This window comes from Calothrix sp. 336/3, from assembly GCF_000734895.2.
Taxonomy (GTDB): domain Bacteria; phylum Cyanobacteriota; class Cyanobacteriia; order Cyanobacteriales; family Nostocaceae; genus 336-3.
Genome location: NZ_CP011382.1, coordinates 756,192 through 776,121, shown reverse-complemented (window position 1 = coordinate 776,121; position 19,930 = coordinate 756,192). Strand labels below are relative to the sequence as shown.

At 42.0% G+C, this 19,930-nt stretch carries 15 protein-coding genes; 9 read left to right on the top strand and 6 right to left on the bottom strand.

The features are described 5' to 3' along the window. Positions 1–77 precede the first annotated feature (77 nt). From IJ00_RS03100 to IJ00_RS03080, 5 genes are all read left to right on the top strand, one after another. Entirely contained in the window at positions 78–2,252 is a 2,175-nt protein-coding gene (locus tag IJ00_RS03100; protein ID WP_035158330.1) for a DNA phosphorothioation-associated putative methyltransferase, read from the top strand. A gap of 206 nt (positions 2,253–2,458) precedes the next feature. Further along, positions 2,459–2,779 (top strand): transposase, encoded by a 321-nt coding sequence (locus tag IJ00_RS03095; protein ID WP_238178419.1) that lies wholly within the window; start codon positions 2,459–2,461, stop codon positions 2,777–2,779. Beyond that, entirely contained in the window at positions 2,769–3,311 is a 543-nt protein-coding gene (locus IJ00_RS03090; protein ID WP_201782693.1) for a transposase, read from the top strand. The genes IJ00_RS03095 and IJ00_RS03090 overlap by 11 nt, the downstream gene beginning before the upstream one ends. A gap of 87 nt (positions 3,312–3,398) precedes the next feature. Continuing rightward, positions 3,399–4,169, top strand: coding sequence for an ATP-binding cassette domain-containing protein (locus tag IJ00_RS03085; protein ID WP_035149969.1), 771 nt, complete (start codon positions 3,399–3,401; stop codon positions 4,167–4,169). 16 nt (positions 4,170–4,185) lie between these two features. Continuing rightward, a complete protein-coding gene (locus IJ00_RS03080) occupies positions 4,186–5,715 on the top strand; it encodes a glycine betaine ABC transporter substrate-binding protein (RefSeq protein ID WP_035149967.1) in 1,530 nt (509 codons plus the stop codon). Positions 5,716–5,798: 83 nt separating this feature from the next. Here IJ00_RS03080 and IJ00_RS03075 read toward each other — a convergent pair whose 3' ends face one another. The 3 genes from IJ00_RS03075 to IJ00_RS03065 form a co-directional block, all read right to left on the bottom strand. Beyond that, complete coding sequence (locus IJ00_RS03075; protein WP_035149965.1) at positions 5,799–6,782, bottom strand: serine protease; 984 nt, start codon at positions 6,780–6,782, stop codon at positions 5,799–5,801. Between the two features lie 223 nt (positions 6,783–7,005). Then, a protein-coding gene (locus IJ00_RS27480) for an IS1 family transposase (protein WP_144415972.1) occupies positions 7,006–7,697 on the bottom strand; the annotation gives its coding sequence in 2 pieces (ribosomal slippage) (positions 7,006–7,373 and positions 7,373–7,697; 693 coding nt in all). Positions 7,698–8,139: 442 nt separating this feature from the next. Continuing rightward, positions 8,140–9,351: a glutathione S-transferase family protein gene (locus tag IJ00_RS03065; RefSeq protein WP_035149964.1), complete on the bottom strand. Its 1,212-nt coding sequence runs from the start codon at positions 9,349–9,351 to the stop codon at positions 8,140–8,142. A gap of 3 nt (positions 9,352–9,354) precedes the next feature. On the opposite strand from IJ00_RS03065, the gene IJ00_RS28695 reads away from it, so the two are divergent. Continuing rightward, on the top strand, positions 9,355–9,510 hold the full coding sequence (locus IJ00_RS28695; RefSeq protein WP_168163408.1) for a hypothetical protein: 156 nt from the start codon (positions 9,355–9,357) through the stop codon (positions 9,508–9,510). On the opposite strand, the gene IJ00_RS03060 is transcribed toward IJ00_RS28695, so the two are convergent. Then, entirely contained in the window at positions 9,507–10,373 is an 867-nt protein-coding gene (locus tag IJ00_RS03060; RefSeq protein WP_035149962.1) for a fatty acid desaturase, read from the bottom strand. The genes IJ00_RS28695 and IJ00_RS03060 overlap by 4 nt on opposite strands. Before the next feature lie 694 nt (positions 10,374–11,067). Next, complete coding sequence (locus IJ00_RS03055) at positions 11,068–12,180, bottom strand: MraY family glycosyltransferase (RefSeq protein ID WP_035149960.1); 1,113 nt, start codon at positions 12,178–12,180, stop codon at positions 11,068–11,070. A 199-nt stretch (positions 12,181–12,379) separates the two neighbouring features. Between IJ00_RS03055 and groL the strand changes: the two genes are divergently transcribed. Continuing rightward, positions 12,380–14,065 carry a chaperonin GroEL gene (gene groL, locus IJ00_RS03045; protein ID WP_035149954.1) on the top strand — a complete coding sequence of 562 codons (1,686 nt, stop codon included), beginning with the start codon at positions 12,380–12,382 and terminating at the stop codon, positions 14,063–14,065. Between the two features lie 142 nt (positions 14,066–14,207). On the opposite strand, the gene IJ00_RS03040 is transcribed toward groL, so the two are convergent. Next, on the bottom strand, positions 14,208–15,038 hold the full coding sequence (locus tag IJ00_RS03040; RefSeq protein WP_046814702.1) for a Fic family protein: 831 nt from the start codon (positions 15,036–15,038) through the stop codon (positions 14,208–14,210). A gap of 352 nt (positions 15,039–15,390) precedes the next feature. Here IJ00_RS03040 and IJ00_RS03035 point away from each other — a divergent pair, with 352 nt between their 5' ends. Further along, positions 15,391–17,271, top strand: coding sequence for an ABC transporter ATP-binding protein (locus IJ00_RS03035; RefSeq protein ID WP_035149952.1), 1,881 nt, complete (start codon positions 15,391–15,393; stop codon positions 17,269–17,271). Positions 17,272–17,608: 337 nt separating this feature from the next. Next, on the top strand, positions 17,609–19,432 hold the full coding sequence (locus IJ00_RS26925) for a S8 family serine peptidase (protein ID WP_052754367.1): 1,824 nt from the start codon (positions 17,609–17,611) through the stop codon (positions 19,430–19,432). The last annotated feature ends 498 nt before the right edge of the window (positions 19,433–19,930 follow it).

The window sequence follows — 19,930 nt, the reverse complement described above, 5'->3', positions numbered from 1 at the left end:
AATTATTATGGGAAAATTGCAATCTCCACTCATGCTTGAGTAATTTTGCTGACAGTACCTCTCCACTAATGAGCGCTATGGCTTCAAGCGATAACAGTTTTAACATAATTCAGGCAACCTGTGATACATCGGAGCCACAGCTATCTAATAGATATGATTTGAACATAATTGCTCGGGCTTGCAAACGCAGTCCGGTTGGGAAAAATCTACCTGATGCTTTTTATGTCCATGTTTGGGCGCTGCACGCTCTTGAAGACTTGCTGCAACAATATGAAAGCTGCGCCAGAAGTGCTACTACCCAAGCTCAAAGTGCAACAATTGTAAAATTTAGCACTAGTAACCCAAAAATTTCTTACCTGTTCTATCCCGACTTCGACACCGATCCACATCCAGCATTACAAGCCAGCATCCAAGTTGATTTGGAAACTCTACAAGTCACACACCGCGACTACGGCACTTCAAGTAATCCCTTTATTCTCCACCGTAAAGAAACTTTTGTAACACCCGAATATCCACTTTACCAAGAGTTTGCAGAACTTACCCGCGCTCAAGAAGCGTTGGGTTTACTAAATAATTCCATAAGTATTGGTACACGCCGAGGATGGGAAGAACGTTTAAAAGCCTATAATGTAAAACTGCAAGGTCATTGTCTCATCCAATGCCAAGCAGCAAGCAGTACTGGTGAATCGCGATCGCCTGCAGCGGGCGTTTCGCCATCGCGCCAGATAGATCGTCATAAAGCAGCAATTGTTCGCAATGACTTTTCCCGTCCTGTACGCACAGCTTTAGAAGCTGGCTTATTTACACCAGACACAACTTTTTTTGATTATGGTTGTGGACATGGCGGTGATGTTACTCGCATCGCACAACAAGGCTATACCAGCACAGGATGGGACCCTTATTACTTACCAGATACTCCCAGAACAACTGCTGATATCGTTAATCTTGGTTATGTGATTAATGTTATCGAAGACACGGGCGATCGCCGAGAAACATTAGTCAAAGCCTGGGAACTTACTCGTAAAGTTTTGCTTGTTGCTGCTCAAGTCACCCTTGCGGATACCAATAAAGGTACAATCGCTTACGGCGATGGGGTAGTGACAACCCGCAACACCTTCCAGAAATATTACGAGCAAGAAGAACTAAAAATCTACATCGACCAAGTTCTTGGTGTTGATGCCATTCCTGTAGCTTTGGGTGTTTACTTCGTTTTTCGAGATGAAGCTCAAGCGCAATTATTTCGTGCTTCCCGCTTTCGTTCTCGTGCTACTACACCCAGAGTTCGTTCTCACGTCAAGCGATTTGAGGACTATCAGGAACTGCTCACTCCCCTGATGTCTTTTGTTACCGAACGCGGTCGCTTGCCAATTAAAGGTGAACTGTCACAAGAAGCTGACATAAATGCAGAATTTGGCAGTTTACGGCGTGCTTTCCAAGTAATTTTGCAAGCGACAGACCCACAAGAATGGGAGGCAATTACTGAAAAACGCCGTCAAGATTTGCTGGTTTATTTGGCGCTTTGTCAATTCAGCCGTCGCCCAAAATTAGGAGAATTAGCGCCGTCAGCGCAACAGGATATTTTAGCCTTATTTGGTACGTACAAACAAGCTTGGCTAAATGCGGATCAAATGCTGCACAGCTTGGGCAATTCTGAAATTATTGTAGAACGTTGCCAAAATAGTCAAATTGGGAAAAAATTACCCAATTCTCTCTGGGTTCACATATCGGCCCTACAAGCCCTCGATCCGCTACTGCGCCTTTACGAAGGTTGCGCCAGTCGTACTATAGGGCGATTAGATGAAGCCAATGTCATTAAATTCCATACCAAAAAACCAAAAATTTCTTATTTCTTTTACCCTGACTTTGATACTGACCCCCATCCGGGATTACACACGAGTATGAAAATTGACCTGCGTGATTTGCATGTCACCTATCGAGACTATGATACTGATGATGACCCCCCAGTGTTGCACCAAAAAGATGCTTTAGTTACCTCTGACTATCCGCTTTACGAGAAGTTTGCCAAGCTAACTTGCCAAGAAGAGGACTGGGGGCTGCTGGATAATTGGCGTAACATTAGTCATCGCTCTGGTTGGCTCAAATGTTTGGCAGACCACTGTGCAACACTTAAAGGATATCAGTTATCCTGGCGAAAGGATGCTGACCCCTATCAACTCAAGGTGCTGCGTGCTAACGTAAAAACTCGCCAAGCGAAAAGGCGTAATGCTAATAATAAGAACAATTTAGAATAGATAAACTATCTTGTTGCGAAATTACATCAATTTGCCATGGCGTACCTGCCAGCGGTAGGCGATTGCACTACGTTATAGAACCCATTTGGTATCTTTACATTCTCCGGTATAATAATCAAAAATGGTGATTACTAAGTAGACATTTAGTAATGCGATCGCCCTTAAGCACAGGTTGTGAAAGGAGCGAAGCACCTTCCATAACCTGAGTGAATCAAGAGACAATGGGCTATTCAAGTAGTTTGACGGATAAGGAGTGGGAAATTATTGAACCCCTCTTACCTAAGAAAAAGAGAACCAAACCTCCAACTTGGAGTAAAAGAGAAATCTTAGATGGGGTTCTGTCTCAGCTAAAAAATGGCTGTAATTGGTGTGACTTGCCCAAAGACTTGCCTCCTTACTCAACTGTATTCTGGCATTACAAACAGTGGCGAGAAGAAGGAATAATTGACAATATCCGAGATACTCTGTATGAACAAGTGCGCGAACAGGTAAAAAAAACCGAAATGGACAACCTTAATCATTATTGATTCACAAGCTGTAAAGAATACTTGTAATGCTAGTTTAGAGACGAAAGGGTTCTGTTTCTACAAGTCTACAAATGGTATTAAAAGGCACTTAGCTGTAGATACTTTAGGGTTCCCTTTTTTTACTCACTGTACCAAAGCGTCGGTATCTGATGACCAAGGATTAATTGAAATGTTGTCAGACAACATTGATTATTTCAAATCGAAACCCGTTAATATTCCTAAAATTACTATCCTTCTTGATAATGGATATCACCCAGAAAAATTAGAGGAAGAGTTAAAGAAAATCTATCCGCAAATAATGACCAAGATTAAATTTAAACTATCACCAAAACCATCCAAAGCCCAAAAAGAAAAAGAGGTAAAGATAGGATTTGTTCCAGTCAAAGCAAGGTGGGTCATAGAAAGAACCAACTCTTGGATAGAGAGATGTAAAAGTTTGGTCAAGAATTTTGAAAGAACTCTTAAGAATTCTACCACCAAGGTTAATCTTTGTTTTGTTCGACTAATGCTTAAAAGACTGGCAACTGCTTAGATAGATCCCAAATGGGTTCTATATGGTATATAGTTAAGCGGTGGAATTAGTATACTGCTCCATGTATCCAAATATTCAGTAAATTTCATGCCCCAAATACCAGAAATTGAGTTTCGGGATGTGAGTTTCCAGATTAATCAGCGTTCCCTACTATCCAACCTCAATCTGACAATTTATCAAGGGGAAGCTCTGATTTTACTCGGACGTAGCGGAAGTGGTAAAACAACAACATTAAAATTAATCAATCAGCTACTACTACCCACCCAAGGAGAAGTTTTAGTTAGGGATATTTCCGGAAATTTACAAGCTACAACCCGATGGGATGGGATAAAACTCAGACGCAGCATCGGCTATGTTATCCAGGATATCGGCTTATTCCCCCATTTAACCGTAGGAGAAAATATTGCCCTTGTTCCCTCCCTAGAAAAATGGGCACCACGCAGGATTGAGTCACGGGTCAGGGAAATGCTACACTTAGTAGGCTTAGAGCCGCAGGTATTCACTCAACGCTATCCCCAACAACTATCCGGAGGACAGCGTCAAAGAGTCGGTGTTGCTAGAGCATTAGCAGCCGATCCACCGATATTATTAATGGATGAGCCATTCGGCGCACTCGATCCCATAACTCGTTTAGAATTACAGCAGCAGTTCCAAGAATTGCAAACACAACTAGGAAAAACTGTAATTTTTGTCACCCACGACATTCAAGAAGCTTTTTTCTTGGCAACCCGTATCGGTTTAATGTGTGCAGGCAATTTAGTTGCCCTAGGTACGAAAGCCGAATTCCTCCAATCTCCCCACCCAGAGGCAAAAGCTTTCATCGCTTGTTTGCAGGGATGGGAAGGGAAAACAGCTTAATCGTCAGGAGGAAACCTTGTTTCTCATCAGTAATTTTTCGGAAATACTTCTGCGTTCTGGAGAACATTTAATACTAGTAGCCGTTGCGATAATAGTTGCGATCGCCATTGGTATTCCCCTAGGAATTCTTCTTACCCGGCAACCGCGACTTGCTCCCCCCATTCTCGGTATTGCCAACGCCCTACAAACCATACCCAGTTTAGCAATTTTTGGCTTCCTTATATCTTTTCCCCTCCTGGGAGGAATTGGTAAAAATCCGGCGATCGTCGCTCTGACGCTTTATGCATTACTACCCCTAATTCGCAATACCTATATTGGGATTAAAAATGTCGATCCCGCGATTCGGGAAGCAGGGAAAGGGATGGGGATGACAGACTGGCAATTGTTAACTCAGGTAGAAATCCCCCTCGCTTCCGGGGTAATTTTGGCTGGAGTCAGGGTAGCAACGGTAATTTCCGTGGGTGTGGCAACAATTGCTGCGGCGATCGGTGGTGGTGGATTGGGTGTATTTATTTTTCGTGGCATTTCTACAGCTAATAATCAATTAATTTTTGCTGGAGCAATACCTGCTGCTGTCATCGCTCTAGGAGCAGATTTTCTCTTAGGATTGGTAGAAACACAGTTAAGTCAGCCGAAATCTCAAAAAATCTTCACCCAACGCAAATTTCTTCTAGCTGTTGGCATATTTATTGCAATATTTTTATTCGGTGTCACCCTCGCTTTTCCCCAAACATCGCCCACAATTATTATTGGTTCCAAAAATTTTACCGAACAAGTAATTTTAGGAGAATTGCTAGCTCAAAAAATCGAATCTACTACTAAATATAAAGTTGATAGACGCTTTAATTTAGGAGGAACTTTTATCTGCCATGAAGCAGTACGGACAGGTAAAATAGATGGTTATGTAGACTATACAGGGACTGCCTTAACAGCTATTCTGAAACAGAAACCCATCAACAATCCCCAAGTAGTTTATACACAGGTAAAACAAGCATACCAAGATAAATTTAAATTAGCAGTTTTACCATCCCTCGGCTTTAATAATACCTTTGCAATTGTGATTCGCGGCGAAGATGCCAAGCGTTTACAAATTAAAACCCTTTCCCAAGCAGCAAAATATACCCCCCAATGGCAAGCTGGATTTGGTTATGAATTTATCGAACGCGCAGATGGTTATCCTGGTTTAGCCAAAACCTACGGCTTGAAATTTAGCAAACCTCCCCAACAAATGGAATTAGGATTGATGTATCAAGCTTTAGTAGAAAAGAAAGTCGATTTAGTTGCCGGCAGTTCTACAGATGGCTTAATTCCTGTTTTTAAATTAACAATTTTAGAAGATGATAAACAGTATTTTCCTCCCTATGAAGCTGTTCCCATCTTCAATCAAGCAACCTTAGAAAAATATCCAGAATTAATCACTATCATCAATCAACTAGTCGGCAAAGTCTCCGCAGATGCCATGCAAAAAATGAATTATCTTGTGGATAAGCAATCTCGTCCTGTAGAGCAAGTTGTGAGTGAGTTTCTCAAGTCTCAAGCAAATTAAATTCTAGCATTGTAGAACTTACTAGAAGAGAGCGAAGAGCTGATACTCTAAAGAATGTAGAGGAGCTAAAGTTGCTCCATCATCTATCGCGATAGTTTTTCTAAAAAGTCGAGGGGAACAGCTAAATTAATCACACCTTGACCTTTTTTGTCTCGAAGTTCTGCATTATTTAAAGCAACAATACGTGGTTCACCGTTAATAATACCAATGATTGCTCCACCAGAAGAACCACCAGTTGTATCACAATCGTGGTAAAGTACGCTATCTTTTGCATCGACAATACTGCAACCAACTTGTGCGCTTGCTGTCCAACCCAAACCCGCAGTAAATCCTTCGTAACCTCGACGGTTATTATCAGGAAAATCACCCGAATAACCAACAAAAATATATTTACCTCTATTCCGAATTAAATCCGAACTGGGAATATTTGTCCAACCTAAATAACCATACTTGCGACCGATGGCTTTATCTAATTTTAAAATTGCCCAATCATTTTGTTGATTAGATAACCCACTTCCAGAAAAATCCGTACCGTAAATTACATTTGTTACCTTAGCAACATCTGCTTTATCGGCAACTTGACCATTAATGACATTTGGTGCAAAAAAGACTTCTTTGCTAAATTGTCGCGTTTCCGGGTTAATCACACAATGAGCATTTGTCAGGACAACATCTTCACTAATTAATGTTCCCGTGCAGTGATAACCTTTACCTTCGGTGTCAAAACCTTGCACCCGACCAATCGCCGACCACGGATATTTGCGGCTTAACATTGGTGTGCGGTCATCCCAGCCAATAATACCCCTTTTTCCAGCTACTTCATCGGGTTTTTTTGCAAGGGGAAGGTTTTTGGGTTGAAACGCTTTTCCCTTACCTGTTAATTGAAAACCCTTCGCATCTTGAGAACGGGTAAATTGGGGAGCAGATTGGTTATTCGATGGATTTGTGGGTTTTTTATTCGTAGTTTGCGCATTCACACCATACCAAGAACTAACCGCGATCGCACTACCTAATACGCTAGTTAATACCAACGAAAATCCCGCGATCGCTTTTTTATTTGTCTTCATCTTGATGTCTCCGTTAATTTGTCTAATAATCAGGGTTATTTTGATACCTGAGTTTTTCTATATCTGACAAAAACAGGGGTATGCAATTTAAAAAGTTGGCTGAGAACTGTTTACTTACCTCCATTTGTTTTTGTAGTGCGGGCTTCGCGCCCGTTTCCTGGAGATTAGGGAGCAAGATGCTCCCACTACAACAAATTTTGGCGTTGCATAATCGCGGTATGAATCATTGAGGAATCGGAGCATCCGAAAATCGGAGATAATAAAGTAACAATCGAATTGAATACCTCAGCATTTGTACTGATTTGGAATAACATAGCGTTTTACGATGCAATCGAGCGAGATAGTGGCGCAGTCGGGTGTTTTCCCCCTCAACTCGTGTCATGTAAGTCTTGCTAACAATCTGGTCGCCTTCAGGAATAAAGCCTGGATAGACCAACCATCCATCCGTGACATAAAAATAGCATTGCCAAGTACCCACAATATCCCATAACGGTCGAAAAGTTTCGGCGCTATGGTCGCCCAAAACCCACGCTAAAATACCTTGTTTGAAGTGATTTACTGCTGTCCAAAGCCAGATTTTGTTTTTTTTGAGCCGACGAAAGTTTCTAGCTCATCAAGTTCGCCAACTTCTGGAATTGTCTCTGGATCATAGGTCTCAGGTAGCAGTTCTCCCACAAGTTTTACCCAAGTAATCAATGTTGTGTGATGAACGCCTTTGACCCGTTCGATGGCGCGAAATCCCATACCATTAACGTACATTTTTAGGCATTCCCGCTTCACTTCATCACTGTATCCCTGGGGCGGTTCATAGCGATCAATGAATTGGCGATTACAATCACAACAAATGTGATTTTGTTTACCTCTTTTCTTGCCATTTTTACGGGTGTGAGACGACCCACAACGTGGACATTCCATCAAGTTACACCTCAATTCATACTGCCATTATGCAACGCCCAAATTTTATTTTTGCAAAATAGGGATGCTCCCTACCCCTACCACCCTGTCATAACGACAATTTTCAACACCCACCTGAAATTAAGTAGTAAGTGGGGCTTGCGGAATAACTATAAAATATTGATTTATCAATGCCTTCAGCATTTGCTTTCTGGGGAAAGTGCAAGTAAATAAGGGGTTGAGGTTAAAAAAACTCGCATTTAGGTTTATGAGAGTCCAGAAAAACAGAAAAAATGAAGGTAAAACTCTTCCCTGTTCCCTGTTCCCTACCCCCACTAAAAGACTTTTTCCGCAGACCCTAAGTAGGGGAACAACTCTTTCATTGCTTTTGGTGTAAGCAGTCCATGACGGCTACTTGTATAGACTCGCGATCGCCCTGTACCTGTTCACTTATGCTGACAAATTAAATATGCAACGGCTTAAAATTTGCAGGATCTTGATCTCGTCGGTGCTGAGTGGGAAGCGGTTCTGGTTGTCCATCACCCACAAGAGCTGCGGTTTTTTCCAGAGATTCCCGTAATCGCTTGGCTGCGTAGATAGACATATCCCTAGGGACATTAACGCGATCGCGCAAATATCGTAGAGCCACATCAGAACCCGATGGAGGTACACAATCTTCCCCAGTCATCATCTGTGTTAAGGCACAACGCAGGGCTTGATCAAACAATGTATCATCGGCAGGGTTGACACGAATAATATTCACACGATGCTGAATAACCCTTTGTAGAGCCTCCATCCGGGAGTTTTCCGGTTCTGGATAAGTCACATCTGGTAACCCAAACCAAGGACCCCTATCCACCCTAGCTTTATTCACCAGCATCTGGGGTTCACCATTTTCCCAACAACCCCCCATCTGGGGCGGTAAATCGTGGGCGTGGGTATGAAAATCGCTCTGAGTCCCGCAGTAAGTTGGTCGGGTTTCCATTGCCGCGAACCATGCTCTGAATCCAGGGTTTTCTTCCCGCAGAGAATACCCTTTGTAATAGTAAAGGCTAGCATTCATCCGCTCGACATAGGGTGTAAAAATTACATCAACAGTACCGAAACTATCGAGAAAGTAAGGTCCTGGGGTACTAGCTAGAGCCTCCTCAACCCTAGTCACCACTCCTACAAATTGTTCTCGGTTGCGTTTTTCCTGCTGCGGAGAACTGGCTGGATAGCACAACCAAGCACACCAAGCTCTAAATAAAATTCGCTCTAATTGACGTAGAGGTAACACCGCGCGCTCTGTCATTCCCTGGTTCAAGGGACCAAAAACCTTTTCCAAAGCAATTAAAATATCATCGCTTTCCTTGATAATTCGCCCATCTAGCTCAATTGCGGGGAGCATTCCTGAAGGTACCTTACGTTTGTACCAACTTTCTTTTTCCCCATAACAGAACATGGTCACTTTCTCAATGCGGTAGGGTATGCGTTTTTCCTCTAACCATAACCAAACTTTTTGACAGTAAGGACACCAAGCATGGTTATCACGGTACAGCGTTACCCGTACATCCGCTTCCGATTGCCCAAACAAGCGCAACCTGGCTCTAGGGTTGGTGGGACCATTAACGGTATCGATTTGATAGTTCGTGAGTTTTGCTAGTTCTTGCCAGCTTAGGGGTGCGGTAGTCATAGGGTGAGTTGCTTAGTATTGCAAGATAAGCAGAATTTTCTTGACTCTACAATGGTGGATACATCAGCAGTCGAGATGCTTGTATCAGCGCGGGAGTATGACACAAAATCCATACCTTGGCGATCGCTAGCAATACTATCAGGTTCTGAGTATTTTTAAGAGCTTTGAGATCGGAGGTAGATTTTTTTGGGAGGGGTTTTTAAATCCCAAACGATTTTGAACCATGAAAGTAACTTCAGGATGTAGTGGGTAATATCTATTTCCCACCAGTAAAAACCCTGCCGCTCTGACATCGGATAATAATGATGATTGTTGTGCCAACCTTCACCTAGGGTGATGAGAGCTAAAAACCAATTATTACGACTACTATCTGGTGTGTCAAAACGACGATAACCAAAAACGTGAGCTAGAGAGTTAATCGTGAAAGTCGTATGATAAAGCAGCAAAGTACTTAAACAAAATCCCCACACCAGCATCTGTAAAGCAGTTGTTTTGAGCTGAGGGATATACTCTTGAAACAATACTCCGACGATTGTCACAAGAATCGCAAGTGCGATGGGAACAGCCATATGAAAGCGATTTAACCACCGCAATTCTGGATATTTGGCAAAATCTCTAACCTGCTTTTCATCCGTTTGGGAATTTTTCGGACACATTACCCAACCAATGTGCGACCACCAAAAACCATGGACGAGAGGGGAATGAACATCCTGTGGTTCGTCTGAATAGCGATGATGGTGACGATGATGGGCTGCCCACCATAGGGGACCCAATTGAGCTGAAGAATTACCTAAAACAGCCAAAATAAACTGGAACCAACGTGTTGTCTTGTAGGTGCGGTGGGAAAAATAACGGTGATATCCTGCTGTGATACCAAACATTCGTATGAGCCAGAGAGTTAGACAGGTAATTAGAGCAGTCCAACTAAAACCTACCCAAAATATTAATAAGCCACTAACGTGAATTGTGATAAAAGGGATATTACCTAAAATATCTATTTTGTGGTCTTTCAGTGATGACATACGCAAACTAGAGAATGATGTTTGGACATAGGAATAATTACTATAAAAAACTTATTTAGGAAATATTTGGAATATAACAAAAATCTGGTTATAGTAATCAGAACTTAATTGACTTTATCTTCTTATCAAGACTAGTAATTGTTCATCTAGTAGCCCCAATATTTACTCCTTTAGGGTGATAAATATGTGCTGGGGATGAAGTATTACTAAAGGCTAGAGAGGTGCAAACAGCACAAAATTGGTTTATTATGATTAATTTTATCATAAAACTTTAAGAAAATTAATATTCTTTGAATAGGAGCCATTTTCCTCTGTTATTTTGCAGATTAAAGCTCAGGACTGAATTATCATAGGGCTTTTAGGGAACTAATTGCACAAGTTTAACTAGAATTTTAGAATGCAGAACTTTGGGGATTAGTTTTACATTAATGAAATTACCATTAAAAACCAATACCGTTCAGCTAAGACTTGATACTCCCTAACCCTCCTTAGAAAGGAGCGAAATAAATCCCCCTTTTCAAGGGTTTTGGGAGGATCCTCCGGAACTAAATCTCATTAACTCAACCGTATTGCATTAAAAACAATCCCCAACTTGGTTGAAACCAGTCGAGGATATGATGCAAATCATTATTGGTTTTGATAAAAATTTAGTTACTATTGGCAGTTCTTGGTGTAAATGCCAAATTTGCGGTAATTAACCATTGCCACCTTCCCTTTGTACCTTTCTTCTTTGCATACGTGGCAGCACTGTTAAACCCAACAGGAAAATAATTGTAATTGGTGTAACAACCATTACTTCCCAGCGAATATCTTTAATCACTACCATGGCTAATAAATTACAAACCAAGGCGATCGCCCACAAAGCCAAAGCTGTCCGACGCTGGGATAAACCTAAAGCCAAAAGACGATGATGTAAATGGTCTTTACCTGGGGAACTCATGGGATTTTTGCCCGCCATCAGCCTACGGATAACAACTTGTGTTGTATCTAGAACTGGAACTAAGAGAAATAATACTGGTGGCAACAACGAGAATATAGTTGTCACCTGAAGCTTACCCAGAATAGCCGTAGCAGCTAACACATAGCCAAAGAAATAGGCTCCGGCATCGCCCATAATAATCCGTGAAGGGTGGAAATTATGCCGTAAAAATCCTAGGGCTGCACCTCCCAAGGCTGCCAAAACTAAAGTTGCAGCAGCGCGGTTGGGAAACTGGGCAGAAACAGCTAACAGACTCATGGCAGAAATAAAGCTCACACCACCAGCCAATCCATCCATCCCATCCATGAGATTAATCGCATTAGTAACAGCTACTACCCAAAAAACGGTTAGGAATGCGGAAATTACTGAGGAAATTAGGGCTGTGCCAATGGCAACCTTCACACTGATACCATTCGCCACCAGTAACAATGCTGTTAATACCTGCACCAACATCCGCACCGAGGGAGGTAAGCCAAATTGGTCATCAATGAAGCCAACTAGGACTAAAATCGATCCCCCTAGGAGAATTGTCAGAACTTGAGCAAGTACCCCCTGGAGTTCAATTGGTCGGAGGAGACTGGCTAAAACAACGGCAGCAATCACCCCAGCATAAATTGCCAATCCTCCCGCATTCGGTAAAGGTTCACGGTTCAGCCTTCTGGCATTGGGTTGATCTGCCCAACCAACCTTGAGGGCAAATTTACGCACCGACGGAATTAAGCGCCAGGTGACAACCCAGGCTAATAGAAATGTAAATACCACTGCTAACCAGCCAGAACCGCTTGGTTCAGCAATTCCCAGGGACTTCAGGCAGTCGAATATACTCATCTTCTCCTTCCCCTATTACTGCCAATGTCCATACGTTTTAACTGTTTGTATCTTAAACACTTTTTTGTCATTATTGATGATTGCTACGTCCATAGCACTCCTAAATAGTGACATTAAAATCAGAAATTTAGAATTTAGGATTAGCACTCTGGCTCTGTGAGTGCTAAATTGTCTAATGGAAGCGCTAGAGAAGTGAAACATGGCGAAGATTGTTGCATTTGATGACGAGTCACGGCGGGCTTTAGAAAGGGGTATCAATGCCCTTGCGGATGCTGTGAAAATTACTCTCGGACCCAAAGGTCGCAACGTACTTTTAGAAAAAAAATTTGGTACGCCCCAAATTGTCAACGATGGTATCACTGTTGCCAAGGAAATTGAACTAGAAGACCCGTTAGAAAATACTGGCGCGAGATTAATTCAGGAAGTAGCCTCCAGAACTAAGGATACTGCTGGGGATGGTACCACCACTGCCACAGTTTTAGCTCAAGCCTTAATCAAGGAAGGGTTAAGAAATGTTGCGGCTGGTAGTAACCCAATCGCCCTGAAACGGGGTATTGACAAAACCGTGGAAGCTTTGGTGCAAGAAATCGCTAAAGTTGCCAAACCCGTAGAAGGAAGTGCGATCGCCCAGGTAGCGACTGTATCTGCTGGGAATGATGAGGAAGTCGGCAATATGCTGGCAGAGGCGATGGAGAGAGTCACCAAGGATGGTGTAATTACCGTAGAAGAGTCCAAATCCTTAACTACCGAATTGGAGGTAGTAGAGGGGATGCAAATCGATCGCGGTTATATTTCTCCCTACTTCATCACTAATAACGAACGGATGACAGTTGAGTATGAAAATGCTCGCATCCTGATTACTGATAAGAAGATTGGCAATATTCAGGAATTAGTTCCTGTTTTGGAAAAAGTTGCCCGTCTTGGTCAACCCTTGCTAGTGATTGCTGAAGATGTAGAAGGGGATGCCCTAGCAACTTTGGTAGTCAATAAAGCACGGGGTGTACTGTCCGTAGCGGCAATTAAAGCACCTGGTTTTGGCGATCGCCGCAAGCAAATGTTACAAGATATCGCCATCCTCACCGGTGGGCAGATGATTTCCGAAGAAATCGGTTTAAACTTGGAAACCGCGACTTTGGAAATGTTGGGAACAGCTCGGAAAATCGAAATCGACAAAGAAAGTACCACCATCGTTGCTGCTGGTGAAAGTACAGGAGATGTGCAAAAACGCATCGAACAAATCCGTAAGCAGTTAGCCGATACTGATTCCGACTACGACAAGGAAAAACTCCAGGAACGTATCGCCAAATTAGCTGGCGGTGTGGCAGTAATTAAAGTTGGCGCTGCAACTGAAACGGAACTTAAAGACCGTAAATTACGGATTGAAGACGCATTAAATGCGACAAAAGCAGCCGTAGAAGAAGGTATTGTTCCCGGTGGTGGTACAACCTTGATTCACCTGTCTCAGAAAGTAGAAGAAGTGAAAAACACCCTCAATGATGAGGAAAAAATCGGTGCAGATATCGTTGCCCGTTGCCTAGAAGCACCCCTATGTCAAATGGCAGATAATGCCGGAGTTGAGGGTTCTGTTGTTGTCAGCAAAGTTCGGGAAACTGCATTTAACATCGGGTACAACGCTGCTACTGGTGAATACGAAGACTTAATCGCGGCTGGGATTATCGATCCCGCCAAGGTGGTGCGCTCTGCCCTGCAAAACGCTGCTTCTATTGCCGGTATGGTATTAACTACTGAGGCGATCGTTGTAGAAAAACCAGAGAAGAAAGCTGCTGCTCCCGACATGGGTGGCATGGGCGGTATGGGCGGTATGGGCGGTATGGGTGGTATGGGTATGGGTGGCATGGGCATGGGTGGTATGGGTATGATGTAATTCCCAGACATTCCCTGATTTTCAGTCAACCTTTTCCATACTTATAAGTTAATCAACGTTCAATCCCTGACTTTCTCGGTCGGGGATTTTATTATTGTTTTTGGCACTCCTCAACCTAAAGGTACATAGTTGAGGTTTTTCGTTACAGGCATTCAGAACTAGCATTTTTATCGAGAAAATCCGTTATCTCTTGATAAAAACCTTGTCCTTTGTTCTGGCTACTCTTTGCCGTCACCAACATTCTTAAAACTTCCACAAGTGAACTGATTGTGGCATCAAAAACTAAATCATAAAGCTGACTCAAATCATCTTGATTTTGTTGCCCATATGCCAAAGCATTAATATAATCATTACGGATTTGGTTATTAATCACCACAATCGGATAGCCCGATCGAATTAACAGTAAATTCATTAATAATCGAGCCGTTCGACCATTCCCATCTCGGAACGGATGGATTGAAACAAACTGATAATGAGCCATTGTTGCGTATTCCAGAGGATGCAGCTTTAAGGCAGATTCCGAATTGAGCCAACTCACAAAATCTCCCATTAATTGAGATAGTAAATAATGGGGAGGGTAACGATAATTTGTACCTGCCGCCATCACATCTAGAGTGCGATAACTCCCCGCTTCCTCTGGGTGAATTCTGCGGAGAATTAGATTGTGAATTTGTTTAATTTCCCATTGATTAATTTCCGTATCTTTTTGGGCTAAACTTTCAATATAATCGATTGCCTCCTTATGTCCAATCGCTTCTAAATGTTCGTCGAGGGTTTTACCTCCCACTGTAATGCCTTTAGTTAACACCAATTCCGTTTCGCTTTGAGTTAACGTATTACCCTCAATGGCATTGGAGTTATAAGTAAAACGAACATCATAGAGCTTTTTCAGTTCGGCGACAATCATGGGTTCAAATGGTCTAAACTGATCTAGCCAAGCTTTTAGTTTGTCGATTCGTTCTAGTTTAAGCATTCCCTATTTCCTAAAACGGCACTTCAATCCCTAACTCCTCACAAAAATCCCGAATCACGCGATCGTTCTCCTCCATCGCCCGATCCATCGATTGTAATTCTAAGGCGATCGCCATAGGTATTGATAATCTTATCGGGCATTGAGGAATTTTGATGGAGAGTTGCTATGATTCGAGCAATCACACCCGATGACACGGCATAGAAGTGAACCCAACTGAGATATAACTACCACTAACCCAAATTTACCCGGAATCATCCCACCCCTAGAGGGACTAAATTTACACAAAACCTCAAAGTTATTGTTAAAATCCAGTTAATTTTTAAATTTACAAAAACTTCCATACTTGACTCCCATGAAAGAACCAGTCCTAGATGTTCGGAATCTGCAAGTAGAATTTCCAGGGGAAAGCTATACCGTTAAAGCCGTAGATGGTATTTCCTTTCAGTTGCATCGCGGCGAAACTCTAGGAATTGTGGGAGAGTCAGGTAGTGGCAAATCTGTAACTTCTCTGGCAACCATGGGTTTAGTACAAACACCAGGGCGGATAAGTCGGGGGGAAATTTGGTTTTCTCCCCAGGAAGGTGGTAAAAAACTTAATCTTGTAGAGTTACTCCCCCAGGAAATGCAACTATATCGGGGTGGAGACATTGCCATGATTTTTCAGGAACCCATGACATCCCTCAACCCTGTGTATAACATTGGGTTCCAACTGACAGAAGCGATTTTACGTCATCAAAACGTGACTACAGCAGAAGCAAAAAAACAGGCGATCGCCCGTTTGCAAGAAGTTAAGCTTCTCCCCAGTGAAGAGGTGCTACGTCAGCAATATCAAGAAACCTGGCAACAATCGTCAGGGAATCCCCCAGATGAATTCAAAATTACCCAACTTGTTCAACAACATAAAGATTCATTCCTGGAACGTTTCCCCCACGAAATGTCTGGAGGGCAACTGCAAAGGGTAATGATTGCCATGGCAATATCCTGTAATCCTCTGCTTCTGATTGCCGACGAACCCACCACCGCACTCGATGTCACCGTTCAAGCAACCATCATCGATTTGTTGCGAGAGCTACAGCAGCAACGGGAAATGGCAATGATTTTTATCACCCACGATTTAGGATTAATCTCGGAAATTGCGGATAAAGTCGCTGTCATGTACAAGGGTAGAGTTGTCGAATTTGGCGAAGCTAACCAAATTTTTACCAACCCCCAACATCCCTATACTAAAGGTTTAGTTGCCTGTCGCCCCACCCTCAACCGTCATCCCCACAAATTACTCACCGTTTCTGACTACATGAATGTGGAAGAAACCCCCACAGGAGAGATAGTCATTCAAGCTAAGCAACCAGCACAACCAGCAGAAGTCACCCCAGAAGAAATATCCCAAAGACTGGCAAACTTGGAACAAGAACCATCCATTCTGCAAGTGCGAGACTTAAAAGTTGCCTTCCCTGTCAAAGGAGTTTTTGGTGGTACAAAACGTTATCATATGGCAGTGAATGGGGTTTCCTTTGAAGTCAAACGTGGGGAAACTTTAGGCTTGGTAGGTGAGTCAGGTTGCGGTAAAACTACCCTTGGTAGAACGCTCCTGCGCTTAATTGAACCCATGAGTGGAGAAATTATCTTTGAAGGTAGAGATATTACCAAACTCCAAGGAGAAGCACTACAAAAACTCCGCCGAGAAATGCAAATCGTTTTCCAAAATCCCTTCAGTGCTTTAGATCCACGTATCAAAATTGGGGAAGCAATTATGGAACCTTTGGTTATCCATAATATCGGCAAAACTAAGCAAGAGCGACAGCAACGAGCAGCTTATCTTCTCGAAAGAGTTGGTTTAAGTGCAGATGCAATGAGTCGTTATCCACACCAATTTTCTGGAGGGCAACGGCAACGGGTTTGTATTGCCCGTGCATTAGCATTAAACCCCAAATTTATTATCTGTGATGAGTCGGTATCTGCCCTTGATGTCTCCGTGCAAGCTCAAGTACTGAATCTTCTCAAAGAATTACAAACGGAATTTGGACTAACCTATGTTTTCATTTCCCATGATTTAAGCGTTGTAAAATTCATGAGTGACAGAATACTAGTCATGAATCGCGGAGAAATCGTTGAACAAGGAATTGCTGAACATATTTACCTGCATCCTCAACAGGAATATACCCAGAAATTAATTGCTTCAATTCCTACAGGTAGTCCCGAAAGAATTAAGCATAAACAACTACGTGCTTCCTAGGAAAGACCATCATAAATTCATATAGTTAGCATCATTAAATACATCCATAGGAGATATACCGTTGTATATCTCTATTTTTGTGTTTTTTTCCGGTTTTCGTCTCCAAATGCAGATAATTTACGTAGATTTTCCGAAAATATTTCTCTCATCTGTGTAGATAAATATATCAGGTAATGCAACCTGCCCATGCCTATAAAATTAATCATGGAGGCATACATGGTAAATTAATATTCCAGTCTGTTGTCGCTACCCCCAAAAAGCTACGATTTTTCAGAAAGTCTCAGATTTGACTATCACAACCTAACACCAAACGTCGATTTAGAAAAACGAGAGAACCATGAGCCTGAATTCCAAAAGCAACGTATTTCAATTGGATAAGGGATTAAATATTACTCCTCTTTCTACGAACTACGATAATATCAACAATACTTTTCGCTTGACAGGTCGTAGTTCTGCTAATATTCAAAGTCTGGCAACAAGTAAAAATCTGCGCTCCGATGTCTTTATTCAAACTGCATCTATTGCCAAGAGCGTTCAGGCTGGCAGTTCAATCAATATTCAGTATAATTATGCCAATAAGGGAAATGGCATTGCAGGCTTTGGCTCTACAAAATTTTATCTTTCTAAGGATACGAATCTCAGCAAGGATGATATTTATTTAGGCAATGACTTTAATTCTAATTTAGCAAACGGCTATTATCGTACAGAATCGACGAATTTAACGATTGGTAAAAATACAGCCCCTGGTCAGTACTATATTATTTTTAAGGCAGATGGGAATAATAATATAGTTGAAAGTAACGAGACAAATAACAATTTTACCCGTGCAATTACTGTTACATCTGCGCCAAAGGCAGACTTAATCATTTTTGACGTTTCCGCCCCTAAAACTACCACCCCTGGCTCAACTATTCAATTTACCTACAAATACGCTAATAAAGGTACAGCCACTGCTGGTTACAGTTTTACCAACTTTTATTTATCTAAAGATAGCAAATTAGATAGTAGTGATACTTATTTAGGTTACGATTACAATACTAGTTTGGCTAACGGTTATTATCAGCTTGAAAATTCTTCCATTAGTCTCAGCAAAACCCTAGCTAGCGGTAATTATTACATACTGTTCAAAGCCGATACCTATGATTTCGTTTCCGAGAGTAATGAAAATAATAATACCTTTGCTTTCCAAATAACTGTTAATAACAAAAGTAGTGGCAATAACGGTAAATATCAGACAGATATCGGTTATGGTTTAGTCAATGCTGCTGCCGCAGTTGCTAAAGGAATTGGTAAAAATGCTTTTGCAAATATCAATAACTTGGGTGGTAATAACTGGGGTGCAGATTTAGTGAAAGCTCCAGAGGTTTGGGCGCAGGGATACACTGGAAAGGGAATTACTGTTGCCGTGATTGACACGGGTGTAGATACAAAACACGTTGATTTGAGCGCTAATATCTGGAAGAATACCAAGGAAATTGCTGGCAATGGTATTGATGATGATGGCAACGGTTACATTGATGATGTTAATGGTTGGAACTTCGTAAATAACAATAATAATATATCCGATGTTCAGGGACACGGAACCCATGTTGCTGGTACGATCGCCGCAGTCAAGAATAATATCGGTGTCACAGGTATTGCCTATAACGCCAAGATTATGCCCGTCAAGGTGTTGGGTGATGATGGTTATGGAACCTATAGTGGTATTGCTAAAGGTATCCGTTATGCCGTGAATAATGGAGCTAACGTAATCAATCTCAGTTTAGGTGGTGATTCCGGTAACTTAGAATTACAACAGGCAATTGAATATGCTAATAGCAAAGGTGTGTTTGTTGTGATGGCATCTGGAAACGAAGGTTATTCCCAACCTGGATACCCTGCTTATTACGCCAAAAAATGGGGTATTGCGGTGGGTTCTGTAAACTATAATAACGACCTATCTTACTTCTCGAACCGTGCTGGTGTGGATCCCCTAGCATACGTTACCGCACCCGGTGAAAATATCTACTCTACAACTCCCGGTAACAGCTATGGTTATAAGAGTGGTACATCCATGGCTACTCCCCATGTCGCTGGTGTGGTTGCATTGATGTTGAGCGCAAATCCTAATCTCACTCCTGCTCAGGTGCGGAGTATTCTCACTAGTACTGCGACTGCTTAGAGGGTGTTTATGAGGAAATAATGGGTAATGAGTAAGTAAGTCGGTGAGAATAAACCTAACTATGTAACAGATTGTAAAAACGTCAAAACCGTTGCGATTGCTTCATTCCACTTCGTTTCATTCGCAATGACATAGCGTGAATTATTTAAGCCGTTCTACTTAATGGGTAATGAGTAGTGGCGTGACAAGCTTAAAATGATGCAACAAAAAAAGTTCGTAGTTGCGCTTTAGCGCTTCTTTTACTATAAATCTAATGCACAAATTTAGCCTTGACACGCCAGTAGGATGGGTTAGCGGTAGTGTCATCTATGGGGGTGTGAAATTTCATACTTCAATTGAACTTACCCCCGTCTGATATTTAATTCCACCCGGCGACTGAGTGAGTAATGAGTAGTGAGTCTTGAAACCATTATGAGATAAGAGGCGTTTCTAATTCACATCAGGCGTAAATATCTCAATTAGTTACAAGAAGCTGTAATTACTAATTCCGAATTACAT